The sequence below is a fragment of the Pseudoflavonifractor phocaeensis genome (assembly GCF_016901955.1).
GTDB classification, from domain to species: Bacteria; Bacillota; Clostridia; order Oscillospirales; family Oscillospiraceae; genus Flavonifractor; species Flavonifractor phocaeensis_A.
Genome location: NZ_JACJLC010000039.1, coordinates 10,116 through 27,349, shown reverse-complemented (window position 1 = coordinate 27,349; position 17,234 = coordinate 10,116). Strand labels below are relative to the sequence as shown.

Sequence of the window (17,234 nt, the reverse complement as noted above, 5' to 3'; positions counted from 1 at the left end):
AGTGGCTTTACACGTTCCCATTGTTCTTTTGTTAATTCATATCGTTTCATGCTCTTAATTTTATACTATTGCTTCTATTGTGCAACTTTTATTTTTCAAACAAGGCCTAGTTTTACGGATTATCGATGCCCAGAATCTAATTGCAGAGCAACGCTCCGTGGACAGTTTCCTTTGCGGGTTCCAGTTGGCTTGGGAAGTGGCATACGAACTGAATCATTTCGAAACGAACAGGCATCCATCTCCAGCGAAAGAAGTGGAGATGGATGCCTGATTTTTCTACTCAATCACAATAGCTTCCCCCAGCCGATACCGGCACAGTCCAAAGCCAGTCTCAGAGCGCTCTAAAATAGTCTCCGGGATTTGTTTCAGATACTTCCGCCCAAAGCTGGTGGTGCCGAAGTATGCGTCAAAGTTGGTCACCGGCAGCACTACCCAGTCGGAATCTTCCGGCTCGTTGAGAAGGTAGTAGGCCACCAGTGTCTCAACCATCTCCACAGGAACACCCTTGGGTGTGAGGCTGCGAAGCTGCTCCACCAGCGTGGGCGGCAGCTCTGGTTCCTCATTCCAGAGCGGTCCCAACTCCAAAGCCTGGGCCAGAAAGCTGTCAAACCGCAATCCCCACTGCCCCTTGGTGGTGGGGGCGAACAAGGGGATCTGCATCTGGATCACCTTGTCCCGCCAGGCCCGGTCAAAGCCCTTCTCAATGGCGGCACACTTCTTCTGGGCGCTGCTGGATACCTTCCCTGGATTCTCCCGCACAAAAGCCACCACCCGATGCACATGGCGGTGAAACCATCCGCTGCCGTTTTCATCTACAAGACCATGGAATTCCGAATGAAGGTTCCTAAAATCACTGCCGAACTGCCACGCCTCCCGGGGCGTGGCTTTTTTGCTGTCCGGCACACTGCACCAGGCACACAGGCCCCGCTTGGCATAGTCGATGCGTTCCCGGGGTGCTTCGGCGGGGCTGCCATCCTCATTATGAAACGCAAACCCTCTTGCCAGGATGGTCAGCACCCGGTTGAGTCCCTCGAAATCCAAAATGGTGTCGAAGGTAAAGCGGCCCAGATAGGTGGTGTCCTGCTTGTTCCGGGCGGTATAGTTTACCGCACCGGTGTAGTCCTGAAATTCCTTCCACTCATTCAGCATGGTCCACCTCCAGAACATGTTCCTCGATGTGATCCGGCAGCAGGTCCCACAGCAGGTTCCGCTTACCCAGGGCTACCACATAGGGTACCGCCAGGCTGGGACGGATAATCTTATTCAACAGCTTGCGGCAGACCTTAGACACCACGGCCCGCTCGTTGCCGCTGAAGGGGGCAGACAGATAGGCCTCCATCATCTTCTGGAAAGCTGGAGAATCTGTTGGGCGTCGGAGCTGTTTCCGCTCCCGGGCCGCCTCCAGATCGTCCATATCACAGACCAGATCCCCCAGCAGACGGAACCCACCGTGGCGGAAATCGGTCAGAAGATCATAGTAGTCTACCGCCTCCGGCAGATGCTCCCGCAGAAATGGTTCTCTCTGTCCTTCTGCCATCAGGTGCCACTGCTGTTCCACAATCTCCTTTCGCAGAGCGGCGATACGCTCCGGGGAGAACTGCTGGAAGAAGGCATACAGTTCGTCGCTGTCGTAGACTTCTTCCTGTCCCCTGGCGTAGAGAATGCGGTCGATATCCGTTTTCCGCTGCTGTCCCTTGGCAGGGGCGCGGCAGGCCCGGATGCGGGAGAGGCAGTGCTCGTAGTCCCACAGCAAGGCAGAGACAGAAGAAAGAATGTTTTGGTCCAGATGTTTCTTCCAGCTTCGTTCCTGGGCGAAGGTGAATAGTTCGCTGTCCTTCGCTGGTTTCTCCTGAATCTTCGGCGTGTTGCGCTCCAGCTGGCGGGCCAGCCAGGGCAATCGCTCCACCGGGGAGTCCACCGTGTCCCAGTCGATCCCGGCAAAGAAGGTCTCCAGCCGCTCCCGGTGGGTGGGCTCATACCAGGCGCGGTTACGCTCCTCTGCACGCTCCACCAGGTACTTGTATTGGAGAAAGGGGGTGCGTTTCACGCTTTTCCTGCTGAGAAATTCATCCAGATTGGGGCGCACACCGGTCTTGGCCGCGTCGATCTCCAGCCCGCTGTAGATGGCCAGGGCCTCCAGATCCCGGCGGCACCGCTTGCGCTCCTCCGGGTCGGCATGGTCGTTGTAGGCGATGACGCTGCGATCCAGGGCGGCATTGCAGATCTGTCCGATGCGGGCAGCAAAGGTGTTCTCCACTGTCTGAAACCGGGCTTGCCAGTCGTTGGCGTCGGACTTGGGCGCGGACAAGGATGGAATTTTCAGCAGGGGCAGGTTGGCGTTGTTGGAGAGCTGCTGGTGGACATCGTAATCATAGTTTCGCTTTACACATCGGTTCAGAATGGGATCGGCAATGGTCTTGATGAGGTCGCCGTCGTAGTCGGCGCCGCCCAGCCGCTCCGCTGCCAAACTGTCAGCGGACACCATGACCACATCGGTGAGGTGGCCCAGATAGTGCTGGCGCAGCGTGTCTCCATCTGGGTACACGGACAGCTGCAATTCCTCGTTCCGGGCAATGTGTGGATTGCGGAGAAGGGTGCAGCTGTCCTCGTGCTCATAGGCCGCACCGGGCGCAAAAAAACTGTCCTCCGCAAAGAAATCTCCCATCACCTGATTGCAGAAGTCCCGCTCACCGGGCAACTGGAACACACGGGGCGCAATTAACTGCCGCAGCAGTTCCAGCAGGTCACCTGAGAGAAAACGGTTATCCCCCGGCACCAGCAAGCGACCAACGGCGTAGCCTCGGAGGATCTTCCGGGCCTGTCCGTCCAGCTGTTCCGCATAGATAGATTCCCGGATAAACTTCGGGTTCTTCTCCAGCACCTGGGCCATGATGTGCGCCCGGCTTCCCCCGGGCTGGCTCAGGCCCCGGCGAAAATATTCCTGCTGGTATGTTTCGTTGGCACGAAAGTTATAGTAGGCCGTCTCGGTGGCCTTAGTCAGCCATTGCCGTGGATCATCCGCTGGACTATGGTCCCAGCCCTCCGGCAGGTCGGCGGGGCGAAACTCCTCCGGCTGGATGGAGAGGGTGGAGAGGAACTGGTAGTTGAGTTCTACCAGCTTCTCCGGCTCTGTCTTACTAAGGTTCGTGATGTACAGAGCGTGGTTGTAATCCCTGAAGGCGTCCCAGTAGTCCTCCCAGGTCATACCGTTCTCCCGCAACCAGCCGTAGGCTTTGAACTGACTGCGGGTGAGGATGATATCCACACTGCGGACGGGGTGCGCCTTGCCCCAGATGTCCACGATGGTTTGGGTGCCGCTGCGCTTCAAAAAGTCCTTGAAATCCACCTGATGTAGCATCCCCTTGATGTAGGGCATCCGGATCTGGAAGGAGGTGTGAGTGTGGCTGCCGCAGCAGGCCTTGTCTACTACCTCGGCATACTCTTTGGAGATGAGGCCTACGCCGTCAAAGCAGGTGATGTCCAGATCTTCCAGTGTATCTGCCCGGTAAAAGGTTCCCGGTTCATCTCCTTCTCGCAGGGTGATGACAGGTGCTCGCTCCACTCTCTTGGTTGGATTGTCTATGACGATGACCCGGTGATTTTTGTCAATGCGGATGCCGTCCACCCGGGTTCCGCTGGAGAACATGAGACCGTTGTAGGCGTAGAGTTTACTGAGTTGGCATCGGCCCAGTTCCATATTCAGAATGATCCGCTGGCGCATGGGCTCGTACAGTTCCGCCCGGATGAAGGAGAGGCGGGACTGGCGGCTCATGCTGGCGGAGCGCTCAAAGGCCACATAGCGGCAGGGACCGCCGCCGAAGTCCAGGGTGATCCCCTCTGGACGGAACATGTCTCTGGCCTTTTCCCGGCGGACCTGCTGCGTCCTTCCGGTTCCACGCCGGTCAAAGATCCCGGCGAAGTCCATATAGAACAGCACATCGGAAAGCGCTGTGACTTTCTCATCGCCACGCTCTCGCCAGCCCTTTCCATGGAGTTGGTACATCAGCTGGTGGAACATGGCGCAGCTGTCCTGCTCGTGCTTGGCACCCGGTACCTTGCAGTGCTCGGTGGCACTGCGGTTCAGAGCAAAGGTGTAGATACCGTTTTGCTCCGCGGCATAACTCATCACCGCCCGGGCAGAGAGTTCGTAGATCTGATAGGTCGCCATTGGCTCACCTCCGTTTGCTCCATTCTACCACAAACCATTTCAAAATCAAAATGGATACTACTCCCACTTCTTTTGAGGTGGGAGCTTTTTGTATTCAAATTCTTGAAATGGAGGTATCAAACATGAACAACAAAATGAACCATCCCCTGATCACAGTAGACGGCAGAACCCTGATGGATCGTCCGCTGGAGCTGCCCAATTTTGTGGTGGACACCCTGATCTCTCAGGGTCTGCACATCCTGGCTGGCTCACCAAAGGTGGGCAAGTCCTGGTTGGCTCTGTGGCTGGCGGTGACGGTGGCCAAGGGAGAACCGGTCTGGAACATGACCACCAGGCAGGGCACCACCCTCTATCTCTGTCTGGAGGATTCCGTCCTCCGCATCCAGAACCGCCTCTTTGAGATCACCGAGGATGCACCAGACAGCGTCCACTTCTGCACGGAGTGCGCCCTCATCGGCCAAGGGTTGGAGGAACAGGTGGACGCATTCGTCGCCGCATACCCCGACACCGTGCTGGTCATCATTGACACCCTGCAGATGGTCCGTCCGATCCACGACGCCACCTACGCCAATGACTACCGGGATCTGTCTGTGCTCAAGCGGCTGGCGGACAAGCACGGCGTTGCCATCCTGCTCATCCATCATCTGCGGAAAGAAAAGGCGGAGGATGTGTTCCACCGGATCTCCGGGACCACCGCCATCAGCGGCGCGGTGGATTCCAGCTTCACACTGGTGGAAGAAAAGCGGGGCAGCGGCAGAGCCAAACTGACCTGCGTGGGCCGGGACATCGAATACCGGGAACTGGAGCTTCGACGCAGCGAGGAAAATGTGTGGGAGCTGGTTTCGGATAGCCGGACACAGCCGGAACTATTGGAGGGGCAAATCGTTGTTCTCCTCTCTGCATTTATGAGCAGCAGAACAACATTTATCGGCACTCCCACGGAGCTCTCCGAAAAGATCGACCCTGACAGAATCGAAGGGGTAACGCCCAAAAAGATTTCAAGGCTGATCCTGCAAAGCATTGAGGCCCTAAGAAAAAATGGGATTCAGGCAACGGTTCGCCGCAGCAACGGGAAGCGAGTAATTGAGCTGCGTCGTGCCGATAGTGTCGATTTGGAGGGTGACGGAGAAATCGTCCCTATCGACCCTGTCGAGACGCTGTGCGGCGATTTGCGGGCAGTTTCCAGGTGCGGCGAGTAAACTCCCGCAAGGCAAACCATATGCACCGCAGTCCTACACCAGAAAGGACAAGGTGCAATCATGGAAAAAAACAAGAGAGTATATTGCCTCTATCGAGTCTCTACCAAAGGACAGGTAGAAAAAGATGATATCCCGATGCAGAAACAATACTGCCGTGAATTTGCGGAAAGCCAGGGATGGACGATCATCAAAGAATTTGCGGAAAAAGGTGTCTCGGGTTTCAAGGTGGCTGCCGCTGACCGCGACGCGATTCAAGAGATCCGCCAGGACGCTGAGGAACGGAAGTTTGACATCCTGCTGGTGTTCATGTTCGACCGCCTGGGGCGGCGGGACGATGAGACACCCTTCGTAGTAGAGTGGTTCATCCGCAACGGAATCGAAGTGTGGAGCGCAATGGAAGGGCAGCAGAAGATGGATGATCATATCGACAAACTGCTGAACTATATCCGTTACTGGCAGGCCTCCGGCGAGAGCCTCAAAACCTCTGCCCGAACAAAGACACGCCTTTCGCAAATCGTGCAGGAGGGGAGGTTCCGGGGCGGGATCGTCCCCTATGGATACCGCCTGGAAAAGCAGGGGCGCTTCAATAAAAAGAATCACGAAGTCAACGAGATTCTGGTTGACCCGGATGAAGCTGCGGTGGTGCGCATCATCTTTGAAAAATATGTCTATGAGGGGTTCGGCGCACAGCGGTTGTCCCGGTGGTTATATAACAACGGCTATCTCAATCGAAAGGGAACCAACTTCGCCAATACCACCATCATCAAAATGCTGAAGAACATCATGTATGTGGGAATCCTGCGCAGTGGGGAAACACGCTCAGAAATCTTTCCGGAGCTGCAAATTGTTCCGCTGGATCTGTATGAGCGAGCACAGGAGTTGATGGAGGCCAGGACAATGCACCACAATGAAGTGCCCTTTAACTCCAAGGGGAAGGCGCTGCTCTCCGGGATGGTCTACTGCGCCCACTGTGGTTCCAAACTGGTGCTGACCACCAGCAGCGGTAGACGCGCCAAGGGTGAGCCCAAACGGGAAACCCATATCCGATATGCCTGCCACTACAAGATCCGCCATCCTCAGGACTGTGACGGCCAGACCGGATACTCCGGCGAGAAACTGGACGGCATTATTGATAAGATCGTCATCCAACTCTTTGAGCGGATGAAGACTGCACCCAGGAGCCAGCTCATTCAAAAGCAGCGGGAGAAGGAACTCCAACTGGCAAACAGTTCGGTGGCCAATCTGGAGAAACTCCATGCCTCCGCAGAACGGGAGCTGGAGAGCTACAAGAAAGAGATCATCAAGACCATCAATGGGACTGGCAGTTTTGGAGCGGACATCCTCGGTGAGATGATAGAGGACACCCGAAGCAAACTGGCGGCGCTGGCACAGGAATTGGAACAGGCCAAGGAAAAAGCGGCTGATCTGAAGAGCTCTGCCGTTGCCGTCCAAAAGGAGTATGACAAGATTATGTCCTGGGCCGACCTGTATGCGGGGAGTAGTATCGAGGGAAAGAAGATGATCCTGCGGCAGCTCATTGAGCGGGTAAATATCGGGAGGAACTTTGAAATCGAAGTGGAATTCAAAATCAGTGTCACACAGTTCTTCGACTTCCTGCATCCGGAAGGGGACAAGAGTGTGTACTATCGTGCATCCTGAAAGCATGAAAAAACTCGGGAGATCTCAAAACGAGATCTCCCGAGTGTGGTGGACCTAATCGGGATCGAACCGACGACCTTACGGATGCGAACCGTACGCTCTCCCAGCTGAGCTATAGGCCCAAATCAACAGTTCCAAAAGGGGAACAGAAGAATAAAGCAATATGAAATTATAGATGAGGCAGAAAACCGAACCCTTTGCGCTCCCAGCTGAGCTATAGGCCCATATTTGGTTGTTTTGTATATTTTTGCTTGTTCTGTTTGTGCAGTTTGCTGTTCTGACCGGGCCCGTGTTATGTTGCGCTTGCTCTCCCAGCTGAGCTACGAGCCCATATTGGCCGTTTTCAATCAAAAAAGCTATGAAAAACGGATTTTGAGATATTCAATTTTGAGGGGGAAGTCCGGGAAATTGGACTGCTAAATTGGAAGGGAACCAGAGCTGTGGGATGTAACTGCATATGGATGCAAACCGAACGCTCTCTCATGTCATATCGAATTAGGTAACTTGACTCTGTGCGGTTAACACTTTGTGGCGCAGACCATGCAACGGTTAAATCTAATGCCAGACTGACCGTAAATATATATGCCATGATATGAGCGTGACTGCTGCGCTTGCTGGATAGAAGGAAACGCACCAAGTCACAGAAGCCTTAACACTCGAATATTATAGCACAATTCAAAGCATTGTAAAGAGCTTTTTGAAAAAAAGTGAAAAGTGATATTGATAAATGAGAGGAAATGATGTATGATATCAAATACAGCCTTCCGATGGGCGGCGCTTATGGAGCCGGCCTGCGGCAAGGCCGCACTAGTCGGGGAGTTAGCGGTGCCCTGTACCTGCAACCCGCTATAGCAGGGATGAATCCCGGCCCCCGGAACAGCGTTGTGCCGTCTGACCCTGGTAAGCAGCGATGATGGATCGGTCCCGCGCAAGGTCGCACCGTGAACCGTGTCAGGCGGGGAACCGAGCAGCACTAAGCGGACCGTGAGCTGTGCCGCGGGGGTTCCGCTCCTGAGCCGGCTGCCAGGGTAACGGGCATAACGTTGTCTCCAAAGGTCGGTGTGCGGTCTTGCCATGTGCCGGACGATCAGGGAGGGGCGGGGCCACGCAGCCTCCGCCCCTCCCATTATTTTTGTGAGGTGACCGGTTTGTATCAGGCTTTATACCGCAAATGGCGGCCCCGAACCTTTGACGACGTGGTAGGCCAGGCCCATATCACGGAGACCCTCAAGCGGCAGGTGGAGACCGGTCGCCTCTCCCACGCCTACCTGTTTACAGGTACCCGGGGCACCGGCAAGACCACCTGCGCCAAGATCCTGGCCCGGGCGGTGAACTGTGAGCACCCGGTGAACGGCAACCCCTGCAATCACTGCCCCTCCTGTCTGGGGATCGAAAACGGTTCTATTCTGGACGTTTTGGAGCTGGACGCCGCCTCCAACAACGGCGTAGATCAGGTCCGGGCTCTGCGGGACGAGGCGGTCTATACCCCTGCCGCTGTCCGCAAGCGGGTGTACATCGTGGACGAGGTGCATATGCTGTCCCAGGCCGCCTTCAACGCCCTGCTGAAGATCCTGGAGGAGCCTCCCGCCCATCTGATGTTCATTCTGGCTACCACTGAGCTGCACAAGGTGCCCGCCACCATTAAATCCCGCTGCCAGCAGTTTGCCTTCAAGCGGATCCTGCCCGGCGACATTGCCGCCCGGCTGGCCTATGTGGCCCGACAGGAGGGTATGGAGCTGAGAGGGGAGGGGGCGGAGCTGTTGGCCCGGTTGGCTGACGGCGGCCTGCGGGACGGCCTGTCCCTGCTGGACCAGTGCGCCACCCCGAATGGTCCCATCGGGGAGCAGGAGGTGCTGGACGCCCTTGGCCTGGCAGGCAATCTGGAGACCGCTAACCTGCTGGAGCAGGTTGGCAGCGGCGACGCCCAAAGCGCCCTGGAGACCCTGGCCCGGCTGTACGGCGCGGGCAAGGAGGTGGGCAGCCTGATGGGAGAGCTGGCCGCCCTGGTCCGGGACCTGCTGGTACGCAAAACCGCCCCCAGGGGGGGCGCGGCCCTGCTTACCGGTGGATACGATGAGAATACCATGCGCAGGCTGTCCAATCTGTTTCAGCCCGCCCGGCTGGTGCAGATGCTGGGCCTGCTTCAGACCACCATCGCCGATCTGCCCCGCAGCGGGAACCGACGTACCGATGCCGAGCTTTGCTTGATCCGGCTGTGCGACCCGGCCCTGGATGAGAGCATGGCGGGCTTCAATGCCCGGCTGGCCCGGCTGGAGGAGCTGCTGGCGGGAGGGGTACCGGCTGCCTGCCCTGTGCCCCAGAAGAGCCTGAAGCGGGAGGAGCCTGCTCCTGCCGCCCCCACGACAGCGGTGGACACCCCGCCCTGGGAGGAAGAGCGGCCCCCGCTGCCCGAGGAGCCCGGCGAACCGGTGGGCTATGAGGAGCCGCCCCTCCAGGCTGCACCGCAGCCTGTGCCCCAGATTATCCCCGGGCCGGCAGTCCAGTCCGCGGATCTGTGGCCCGGCCTGGTGGCCAGCTTGCGGAGCCGGTTCCCGGCGGTATACCCCTTCCTGAGTAATCCCACGGCGGTACAGGGGGTACTGGAAGAGCATACCCTGACGCTGTGGGTGGATACCGACTTCACTAAGAGCATGGTGGGCACCCCACCGGTGCTGAAGGCCCTGGCGGAGCTGGCCTCCACACAGACCGGTCGGGAGGTCCGGTGTGCGGTCAAGGTGGGAACCCCTCCGGTGTCTGCACCTGTTCAGGAGCACGATAATCTGGATGACCTGCTGGCCATGGGCCAGCAATTTGACAATATCATCATTGAAGAATAAAGGAGTTGCGACTATATGGCCAAGGGATTCAACAGCCGCGGATTTGGCGGCATGGGCGGCGGCATGAATATGAATATGATGAAGCAGGTCCAGAAGATGCAGCAGGACATGATGAAGATGCAGCAGGAGCTGGAGAGCAAGACCTACACCGCCGCGGCGGGTGGCGGGGCCGTGAGTGCCACCGTTACCGGCAAGCGGGTGGTGGAAAGTGTCACTATCGATCCCGACGCCGTGGACCCGGAGGATGTGGAGATGCTTCAGGACATGATCGTGGCGGCGGTGAACGAGGCCCTGCGCGCGGCGGAGAACGACTCCGCTTCTACCATGCAGCAGCTCACCGGCGGCCTCAACCTGCCCTTCTGAGAAACTGATATCAAAAAGAGCTGCCATACCCATGGCAGCTCTTTTTGTGGGAACATAGGGGAGGCCTAGAGATGGAGCAACAGATACAAATGTCCGAGCGATTCCGGGTGGGGGCCCTGCTGGCGGTGGCCGGGGGACTGCTGGACGCCTATACCTACCTGACGCGGGGCAGGGTGTTTGCCAATGCCCAGACGGGTAACATCGTGCTGTTGGGGGTGTGTCTGGCGGAGAGAAGGTGGGGGGATGCGGTCCGCTACCTGGTTCCGGTTCTGGCTTTTGTGGTGGGAGTACTGGTCGCTGAGTGGATCAAAAGCCGGTTTAAGGAATCGTCCGCCGTCCACTGGCGGCAGATCTCCGTCAGTATGGAGGTTGTGGTGCTGTTGCTGGTGGCCCTGCTGCCTCATACAATGGACGCTCTGGCCAACATCTCCGTCTCCTTTGTGTGCGCCGTGCAGGTGGAGAGCTTCCGCAAGGTCCACGGCAGTGCCTTTGCCACAACCATGTGTACCGGCAATCTGCGCAGCGGTACTGAGCAGCTCTGGTTATATCTGCGTAGCGGACAGCGGGAGCATTTGAGCCGATTGGTCCACTATGGGGGAATCAATCTCTGTTTTATCGTGGGCGCGGCTCTTGGAGCCTGGCTCAGCGGTGTTATGGGTTCGTATGCTGTGGGGGCCGCCTGTATCCCGCTGCTGGTCACGTTGCTGTTGATGGCCAGCGAGAGGAACTGAGAAGCTGTGTCAGACGGCTGGAGGGCCATTGAAAATCGAAAGACCGGCGGGAAATGAGGCCACTTCCCGCCGGTCTTGTCTGTTATATCCGGCCCAGCCGGCTTTTGAAGTCCTGATACCCGAATTGAGTTAGGGGGGAGAGAACGCCCTCTCCTGTCAAGGTCCAGATGTCCGGCAGGGGCATCCCGTTGAAGGTGTTGTTTTTGCAGGTGGTGTAGATGGCCATGTCCCCAAAGACCACCAGGTCGCCCGCAGCCAATGGGGCGGCGAAGGCATAGTCGCCGATCACATCGCCTGCCAGGCAGGTGGGGCCGGCCAGCCGGTAAGGGTATCCCTCCGTGCCGCCGGCCACAGCCCCCAGGATAGGGGGCTGATAGGGCATTTCCAGCACGTCGGGCATGTGGCAGGCGGCGCTGGCGTCGAGGATGGCGATGCGGATGCCGCCGTTTTCCACGATATCCAGCACCCGGCTCACCAGATACCCTGCATTGAGAGCAACGGCCTCTCCTGGCTCCAGATAGACTGTTACACCCCAGGTATCCTGGGCATGTCGGATACAGCTTTCCAGGGTGTTCAGGTCGTAATCGGGGCGGGTGATGTGGTGGCCGCCTCCCATGTTGAGCCAACGCATCTTAGGCAGCACATCCCCGAATTTGTCCGCTACTGCCTCCAGCGTGGTGCGCAGGTCGTCGGAGTTTTGCTCGCATAGGGTATGGAAGTGGAGACCGTCCAGCAGTGCCAGCAGGGAAGGGGACATCTCTCTGTTCCATACAGCCCGGGTGACTCCCATACGGCTGCCGGGGGCGCAGGGATCGTAGATGGCGTGGCCCTCCTGGGTGGAGCACTCCGGATTGATCCGCAGGCCCACCTGTTTGCCCGCCGCCTTGGCTACGGGGCCAAATTTGGCCAGCTGGTGGATGGAGTTAAAGACGATGTGCCCGGCGTACCGGAGCAGTTCTTCAAACTGGTCCTCCCGGTAGGCCCCGCAGAACACGTGGACCTCCTTGCCGGGCATCTCCTCCCATCCTAAACGGGCCTCATAGAGGCCGCTGGCCTCGGTGCCGGCCAGATACTGAGACAGAAGCGGATAGAAATCATAGTTGGAAAAAGCCTTCTGGGCCAGGAGCACCTTGCAGCCGGTGCGCCGGGCCAAGGTGGCAAGGCGCTTGCCATTTTCCCGCAGTCGGTTTTCGTCGATGACGTAACCAGGGGTGGGCAGAGTGGACAACAGAGGCTCCGGGCCGCCGTAGGGGCGCAGCCCCCCAAAGGGAGGGGTGGTGAGGTCCAGAAAAGCCATCAGTCCACCAGTACCGGGTCGTGGCTCTCACTGCGGGGCAGGCCGTATTTGTCCAGAGCGTCCAGGAAGGGATCGGGATCAAACTCCTCCACGGTGTGGACCCCCTTCTGGGTCCACTTGCCGGTGAGCAGCATGAGGGCGCCACACATAGCGGGCACGCCGGTGGTGTAGCTGATGGCCTGGCTGGCCACCTCCTTGTAGCATTCCTGGTGGTCGCACACATTGTAGATGTAGTAGGTCTTGTCCTTGCCGTCCTTCTTGCCGGTGAAGATACAGCCGATGTTAGTCTTGCCGTGGGTGCGGGGGCCCAGGCTGGCGGGGTCGGGCAGCAGGGCTTTCAGGAACTTGATGGGCACGATCTGGTGGCCCTCAAACTCGATGGGGGTAGTGGACAGCATCCCCACGTTCTCCAGACACTTCATGTGGGTCAGATAGCTCTGACCAAAGGTCATGAAGAAGCGGATGCGTTTGACCTCGGGGATGTTCTCTGCCAGGGACTCGATCTCCTCGTGGTGGAGCAGGTACATATCCTTCTGGCCCACCTGGTCGAAGTTGTACTCCCGCTTGATGGACATGGCGGGGATCTCCACCCAGTGACCGTCCTCCCAGTAGGAGCCGGGGGCGGACACCTCCCGCAGGTTGACCTCCGGGTTGAAGTTGGTGGCGAAGGGATAGCCGTGGTCGCCGCCGTTGCAGTCCAGAATGTCAATGGTATCGATGGTGTCGAACTCATGCTTTTTGGCGTAGGCGCAGTAGGCCTGGGTGACGCCGGGGTCAAAGCCGCAGCCCAGCAGGGCAGTGAGGCCGGCCTTCTCGAACTTCTCCCGGTAGGCCCACTGCCAGGTGTAGTCGAAGTAGGCGGAGAAGCCCTTCTCCTTGCACCGCTTCTCGTAAGCGGCCTTCCACTCCGGTTCCTCGATGTCCTCGGGCTCATAGTTGGCGGTGTCCATATAGTTGACTCCGCAGGCCAGGCAGGCGTCCATGATGGTCAGATCCTGGTAGGGCAGGGCGATGTTCATCACCAGGTCAGGCTGATAGCGCTTGATAAGGGCGATGACCTCCTCCACCTTGTCGGCGTCCACCTGGGCGGTGGTGATTTTGGTGGCGGTCTTGCCCGCCAATTCAGCGGCCAGCTGGTCGCACTTGGACTTGGTGCGGCTGGCGATGCACAGCTCACTGAATACCTCGCTGACCTGGCAGCACTTGCGGATGGCTACGTTGGCTACGCCGCCGCAGCCGATGACCAGTACTTTACTCATAATGGTTCTCCTTTATTGTAAAATGTAGCGGTTTATTTGGACAGGGTCAGCAGCAGCTCCCGCAGCACCTTGCAGGCGGCGGCGGTGGACACCCCGCTGTGGTCCAGCATGGGGGCCAGCTCGTTCACATCGGCCCCCACCACGTTGGCGCGGCACACCAGCCGCATGGCCTCCAGCAGCTGGGGGAAGGTGACGCCCCCCGCCTCGGGGGTGCCGGTGCCGGGGAACACGGCCGGGTCCAGACAGTCCAGGTCGATGGTGAAATAGACCGGAGCGCCGACCCTGGCCAGGGCTTCGGTCAGCTCTGCCAGTCCCTCAAACCCAAAGGGGTGCAGGTCGGTGTGGGCCTTGGCGAACCGGAACTCCTCCCGGTCCCCGCTGCGGATGCAGAACTGATGGATACGCCCGTCCCCCAGCAGATCGTGGCACCGGCGGAGCACACAGGCGTGGCTCAGCCTGGCGCCCAGGTAGTCGTCCCGCAGGTCGGCATGGGCGTCAAAGTGGATGATGTGCAGATCGGGATAGCGGGCAAAGACCGCCCGGACGGAGCCCAGGGTCACCAGGTGCTCCCCTCCCAGCAGCAATGGCAGCTTGCCGGCGGACAGGATCTCCTCCGCCCGGGCCTGGATGTCCGCCAGGGCGGCCTCGGCGCTGCCGAAGCACAGCTCCAGGTCACCGCTGTCAAAAATATGGCAGTCGGTCAGGTCCTTGTCCTGATAGGGGCTGTAGGTCTCCAGGCCGAAGCTCTCGTGGCGCATGGCGGCAGGGCCGAACCGGGCGCCGGGTCGGAAGCTGGTGGTGGAGTCAAAGGGGGCGCCAAAGAGGACGATGTGGGCCTCATCAAAGCCGCTGTCGCAGCCGATAAAGGTCTCGATATTGGGGTTCACTGTTCTACCTCCTCCAGCATCTGCTCCAGAAAGGCGGGGAGGAAGAAGGCCCCGGTGTGGAGACGGACGGTGTAATACCTGGTTTTCAGGTTGAGGGAGAGCCACTTCTCCTTGTCCAGATCGTCGATGGGGTGGTATTTCTTGCTGGCAAAGCCGAAGAGCCAGTACCCGGCGGCATAGGTGGGGATGTGGGCCTGGTATACCCGGCTGATGGGAAAGGTGCTGACGATCCGCTTGTGGCTGCGCTGCATGGCCTCGGCGTCGTGGCGGTAGAAGGGGCTGCCCTGCTGGTTGACCATGATGCCGTCGTCCTTCAGGGCGTTGTAGCAGATGCCGTAAAATTCCCGGGTGAAGTAGCCCTCTGAGGGGCCGAAGGGATCGTTGGAGTCCACGATGATGAGGTCGTACTGGGCCTTCCGGCGGCGGATGAACCGCAGGGCGTTGTCAAAGTAGATGTGCACCCGCTTGTCGTCCAGGCGGCAGGCGTTTTCCGGCAGGTAGCACCGGCAGGCTTCCACCACCTGGGCGTCCATCTCCACCAGGTCGATGGAGCGGATGGAGTCGTACCGGGCCAGCTCCCGCACCACGCCCCCGTCTCCGGCGCCAATGACCAGCACGTCCTGGATGTGGGGGTGGACCGCCATGGGCACATGGGTCATCATCTCGTCGTAGATGAACCCATCCCGCTCGGTGAGCATCACGTTGCCGTCCAGGGTGAGCACCTTGCCAAACTCCGGAGTGTCGTAGATGTCGATCTGCTGGTAGTCGCTCTTGTGAGAGTAGAGGTGGCGGTTGACCCGGAGACTGTGCTTCACGTCGGGGGTGTGAAATTCGTCAAACCAAAGTTCCATCACAATCCCTCCTGCTGCAAAATGTTCAGGTGCTCAATCTCCGGGTCCTCGGGGCCGGTCATGGAGCAGCCCTTGGCCTTAGCGTACTGGATGTACTCTAGGATTTCAGCGGTGATCCGCTCCCCGGGAGCCAGGATGGGGATGCCGGGGGGATAGCACATGACGAATTCGCTGCACACCTTGCCCACGCTGTCCGCCAGGGGCACGCTGACCTTGTCAGCGTAGAAGGCGTCCTGGGGGCTGATGACCACCTCGGGGTCGATGTACTCCTGGTTCATTAGGCCGGAGGGGTCGGTCTGGTACCGGCGGCGGATCTCCGCCAGGGCGCTCACCAGCCGCTCCAGCTCCTGGTACCGGTCACCGATGGACAGGTAGGCCAGGATGTTGCCGATGTCTCCGAACTCGATCTGGATGTCGTACTCGTCCCGGAGCAGGTCGTATACCTCGATGCCCGCCAGGCCGATATCCCGGGTGTGGATACTCAGCTTGGTGGGGTCGAAATCGTAGATGGAGTCCCCATTGATAAGCTCCTGGCCAAAGGCGTAGTAGCCGCCGATGGCGTTGATCTCCTCCCGGGCATACTCCGCCATATCAGTGACCCGCTGGAATACGGTCCTGCCCCGGAGGGCCAGGTTGCGGCGGCTGATATCCAGGCTGGACATGAGCAGGTAGCTGCCCGAGGTGGTCTGTGTCAGGTTGATGATCTTGCGCACGTGGCCTTCGGGCAGGTTGGGCCCGGTGAGCAGCAGGGAGGACTGGGTGAGGCTGCCGCCGCTCTTGTGCATGGACACGGCGGCCATATCTGCCCCCGCCGCCATGGCGGACACCGGCATGTGATCCCCAAAGTAGAAATGGGTGCCGTGGGCCTCGTCGGCCAGGCAGTACATCCCGGCGTCGTGGGCCATACGCACGATGGCCCGCAGGTCGGAGCAGATGCCGTAGTAGGTGGGGTTGTTCACCAGCACCGCCACCGCGTCGGGGTGCTCGGCAATGGCCCGGGCCACCTGCTCCCGCTTCATGCCCAGGGAGATGCCCAGCCGGTGGTCTACCTCCGGGTTCACATACACGGGGATGGCCCCGCACAGTACCAGGGCGTTGATGACGCTGCGGTGGACATTCCGGGGCAGGATGATCTTGTCCCCCCGCTTGCAGGTGGACAGTACCATGCTCTGCACCGAGCTGGTGGTGCCCCCCACCATGAGAAAAGCCTGGGCGGCGCCGAAGGCGTCGGCGGCCAGCTCCTCCGCCTGCCGGATCACCGAGATGGGGTGGCACAGGTTGTCCAGAGGCTTCATGCTGTTGACGTCGATGGTGACGCACTGTTCCCCCAGGAAGGCGGCCAGCTCTGGGTTGCCCCGGCCCCGCTTGTGGCCGGGCACGTCGAAGGGGACCACCCGCATCTGGCGGAAGGTCTGGAGGGCCTCATAGATGGGGGCTCTGTTCTGGTCCAGTTTGTTCTCTTTGTTCATCGGTCAGCACCTCACAGGCAAAAGGCGCTTTTGAGCAGCAAAAAACGCAAGCCCGTCATGCGGCTTGCGTTTCGATCAATTCCACAGCCCCCTGAAGCTCCGACAAAAAACGCCCCCACGGCTACGCCGGCGGATGGCCGGGGACGGGGAGAGGAGCGGAACAGGGGGGAGACGCGTGGTACACAGAGTCTATATAGCAACAAAATACTTTTACTACTCTTTATTGACCGTTTCACAAGTCTGCGCAAAAACGCATTTCGGTTATAAAGTAACCAACTTATAAAATTTGAGCTTTTAACTCAATCAATAAGGCGGCAAACCGCCAATCGGCAGTGGACCCGGCTGTCCGTATGGCCTTGACTCCCAGAGGAGTGGTCCCAGTATTCTTCGCTAGATGACTCTATGCGGATTGTTTTGTACTATATCACACTCCCTCTCCGATGTCAATGGCCCGGAACGGATTGTGGAGAAACTGCCACCCCAGCGGAGCGGCGCCGGAGCGATTGCAATTTTT

At 58.9% G+C, this 17,234-nt stretch carries 12 protein-coding genes, 1 tRNA gene and 1 other RNA gene; 6 read left to right on the top strand and 8 right to left on the bottom strand.

Features of this window, described 5'->3' with window-relative positions:
• Nucleotides 1–276: 276 nt before the first annotated feature.
• On the bottom strand, nt 277–1,149 hold the full coding sequence (locus H6B51_RS10090; protein ID WP_087257601.1) for a hypothetical protein: 873 nt from the start codon (nt 1,147–1,149) through the stop codon (nt 277–279).
• Complete coding sequence (locus H6B51_RS10085) at nt 1,139–4,168, bottom strand: RNA dependent RNA polymerase (RefSeq protein ID WP_243421236.1); 3,030 nt, start codon at nt 4,166–4,168, stop codon at nt 1,139–1,141. The genes H6B51_RS10090 and H6B51_RS10085 overlap by 11 nt, the downstream gene beginning before the upstream one ends.
• A 122-nt stretch (nt 4,169–4,290) precedes the next feature.
• Between H6B51_RS10085 and H6B51_RS10080 the strand changes: the two genes are divergently transcribed.
• A complete protein-coding gene (locus H6B51_RS10080; protein ID WP_204883562.1) occupies nt 4,291–5,367 on the top strand; it encodes an AAA family ATPase in 1,077 nt (358 codons plus the stop codon).
• A 135-nt stretch (nt 5,368–5,502) separates the two neighbouring features.
• The gene (locus H6B51_RS10075; protein WP_204883561.1) at nt 5,503–7,026 is read left to right on the top strand and encodes a recombinase family protein; all 1,524 of its coding nucleotides are present in this window, start codon (nt 5,503–5,505) and stop codon (nt 7,024–7,026) included.
• A 46-nt stretch (nt 7,027–7,072) separates the two neighbouring features.
• On the opposite strand, the gene H6B51_RS10070 is transcribed toward H6B51_RS10075, so the two are convergent.
• Nucleotides 7,073–7,148, bottom strand: a tRNA-Ala gene (locus tag H6B51_RS10070).
• A 680-nt stretch (nt 7,149–7,828) separates the two neighbouring features.
• On the opposite strand from H6B51_RS10070, the gene ffs reads away from it, so the two are divergent.
• The 4 genes from ffs (at nt 7,829) to H6B51_RS10050 (ending at nt 10,957) form a co-directional block, all read left to right on the top strand.
• Nucleotides 7,829–8,093: signal recognition particle sRNA large type (gene ffs / locus H6B51_RS10065), an RNA gene on the top strand.
• Nucleotides 8,094–8,174: 81 nt separating this feature from the next.
• A complete protein-coding gene (dnaX, locus tag H6B51_RS10060; RefSeq protein ID WP_204883560.1) occupies nt 8,175–9,863 on the top strand; it encodes a DNA polymerase III subunit gamma/tau in 1,689 nt (562 codons plus the stop codon).
• 15 nt (nt 9,864–9,878) lie between these two features.
• Nucleotides 9,879–10,226: a YbaB/EbfC family nucleoid-associated protein gene (locus H6B51_RS10055; RefSeq protein ID WP_204883559.1), complete on the top strand. Its 348-nt coding sequence runs from the start codon at nt 9,879–9,881 to the stop codon at nt 10,224–10,226.
• A 71-nt stretch (nt 10,227–10,297) separates the two neighbouring features.
• Nucleotides 10,298–10,957 carry a YoaK family protein gene (locus H6B51_RS10050; RefSeq protein WP_243421235.1) on the top strand — a complete coding sequence of 220 codons (660 nt, stop codon included), beginning with the start codon at nt 10,298–10,300 and terminating at the stop codon, nt 10,955–10,957.
• An 82-nt stretch (nt 10,958–11,039) separates the two neighbouring features.
• Here the strand turns inward: H6B51_RS10050 and H6B51_RS10045 are convergent, their stop codons facing one another.
• From H6B51_RS10045 to H6B51_RS10025, 5 genes are read right to left on the bottom strand one after another with little or no spacing between them, the layout of a single operon-like run.
• On the bottom strand, nt 11,040–12,254 hold the full coding sequence (locus tag H6B51_RS10045; RefSeq protein ID WP_204883558.1) for a carboxynorspermidine decarboxylase: 1,215 nt from the start codon (nt 12,252–12,254) through the stop codon (nt 11,040–11,042).
• Nucleotides 12,254–13,513 carry a saccharopine dehydrogenase family protein gene (locus H6B51_RS10040; RefSeq protein WP_204883557.1) on the bottom strand — a complete coding sequence of 420 codons (1,260 nt, stop codon included), beginning with the start codon at nt 13,511–13,513 and terminating at the stop codon, nt 12,254–12,256. Before H6B51_RS10040 ends, H6B51_RS10045 begins: the two co-directional genes overlap by 1 nt.
• A 32-nt stretch (nt 13,514–13,545) precedes the next feature.
• Nucleotides 13,546–14,400 carry an agmatinase gene (gene speB / locus H6B51_RS10035; RefSeq protein ID WP_204883556.1) on the bottom strand — a complete coding sequence of 285 codons (855 nt, stop codon included), beginning with the start codon at nt 14,398–14,400 and terminating at the stop codon, nt 13,546–13,548.
• Entirely contained in the window at nt 14,397–15,251 is an 855-nt protein-coding gene (gene speE / locus H6B51_RS10030; RefSeq protein ID WP_204883555.1) for a polyamine aminopropyltransferase, read from the bottom strand. The genes speB and speE overlap by 4 nt, the downstream gene beginning before the upstream one ends.
• Nucleotides 15,251–16,720, bottom strand: a complete 1,470-nt coding sequence (locus H6B51_RS10025; protein ID WP_204883554.1) for an aminotransferase class I/II-fold pyridoxal phosphate-dependent enzyme — start codon at nt 16,718–16,720, stop codon at nt 15,251–15,253. The genes speE and H6B51_RS10025 overlap by 1 nt, the downstream gene beginning before the upstream one ends.
• Between the last annotated feature and the right edge of the window lie 514 nt (nt 16,721–17,234).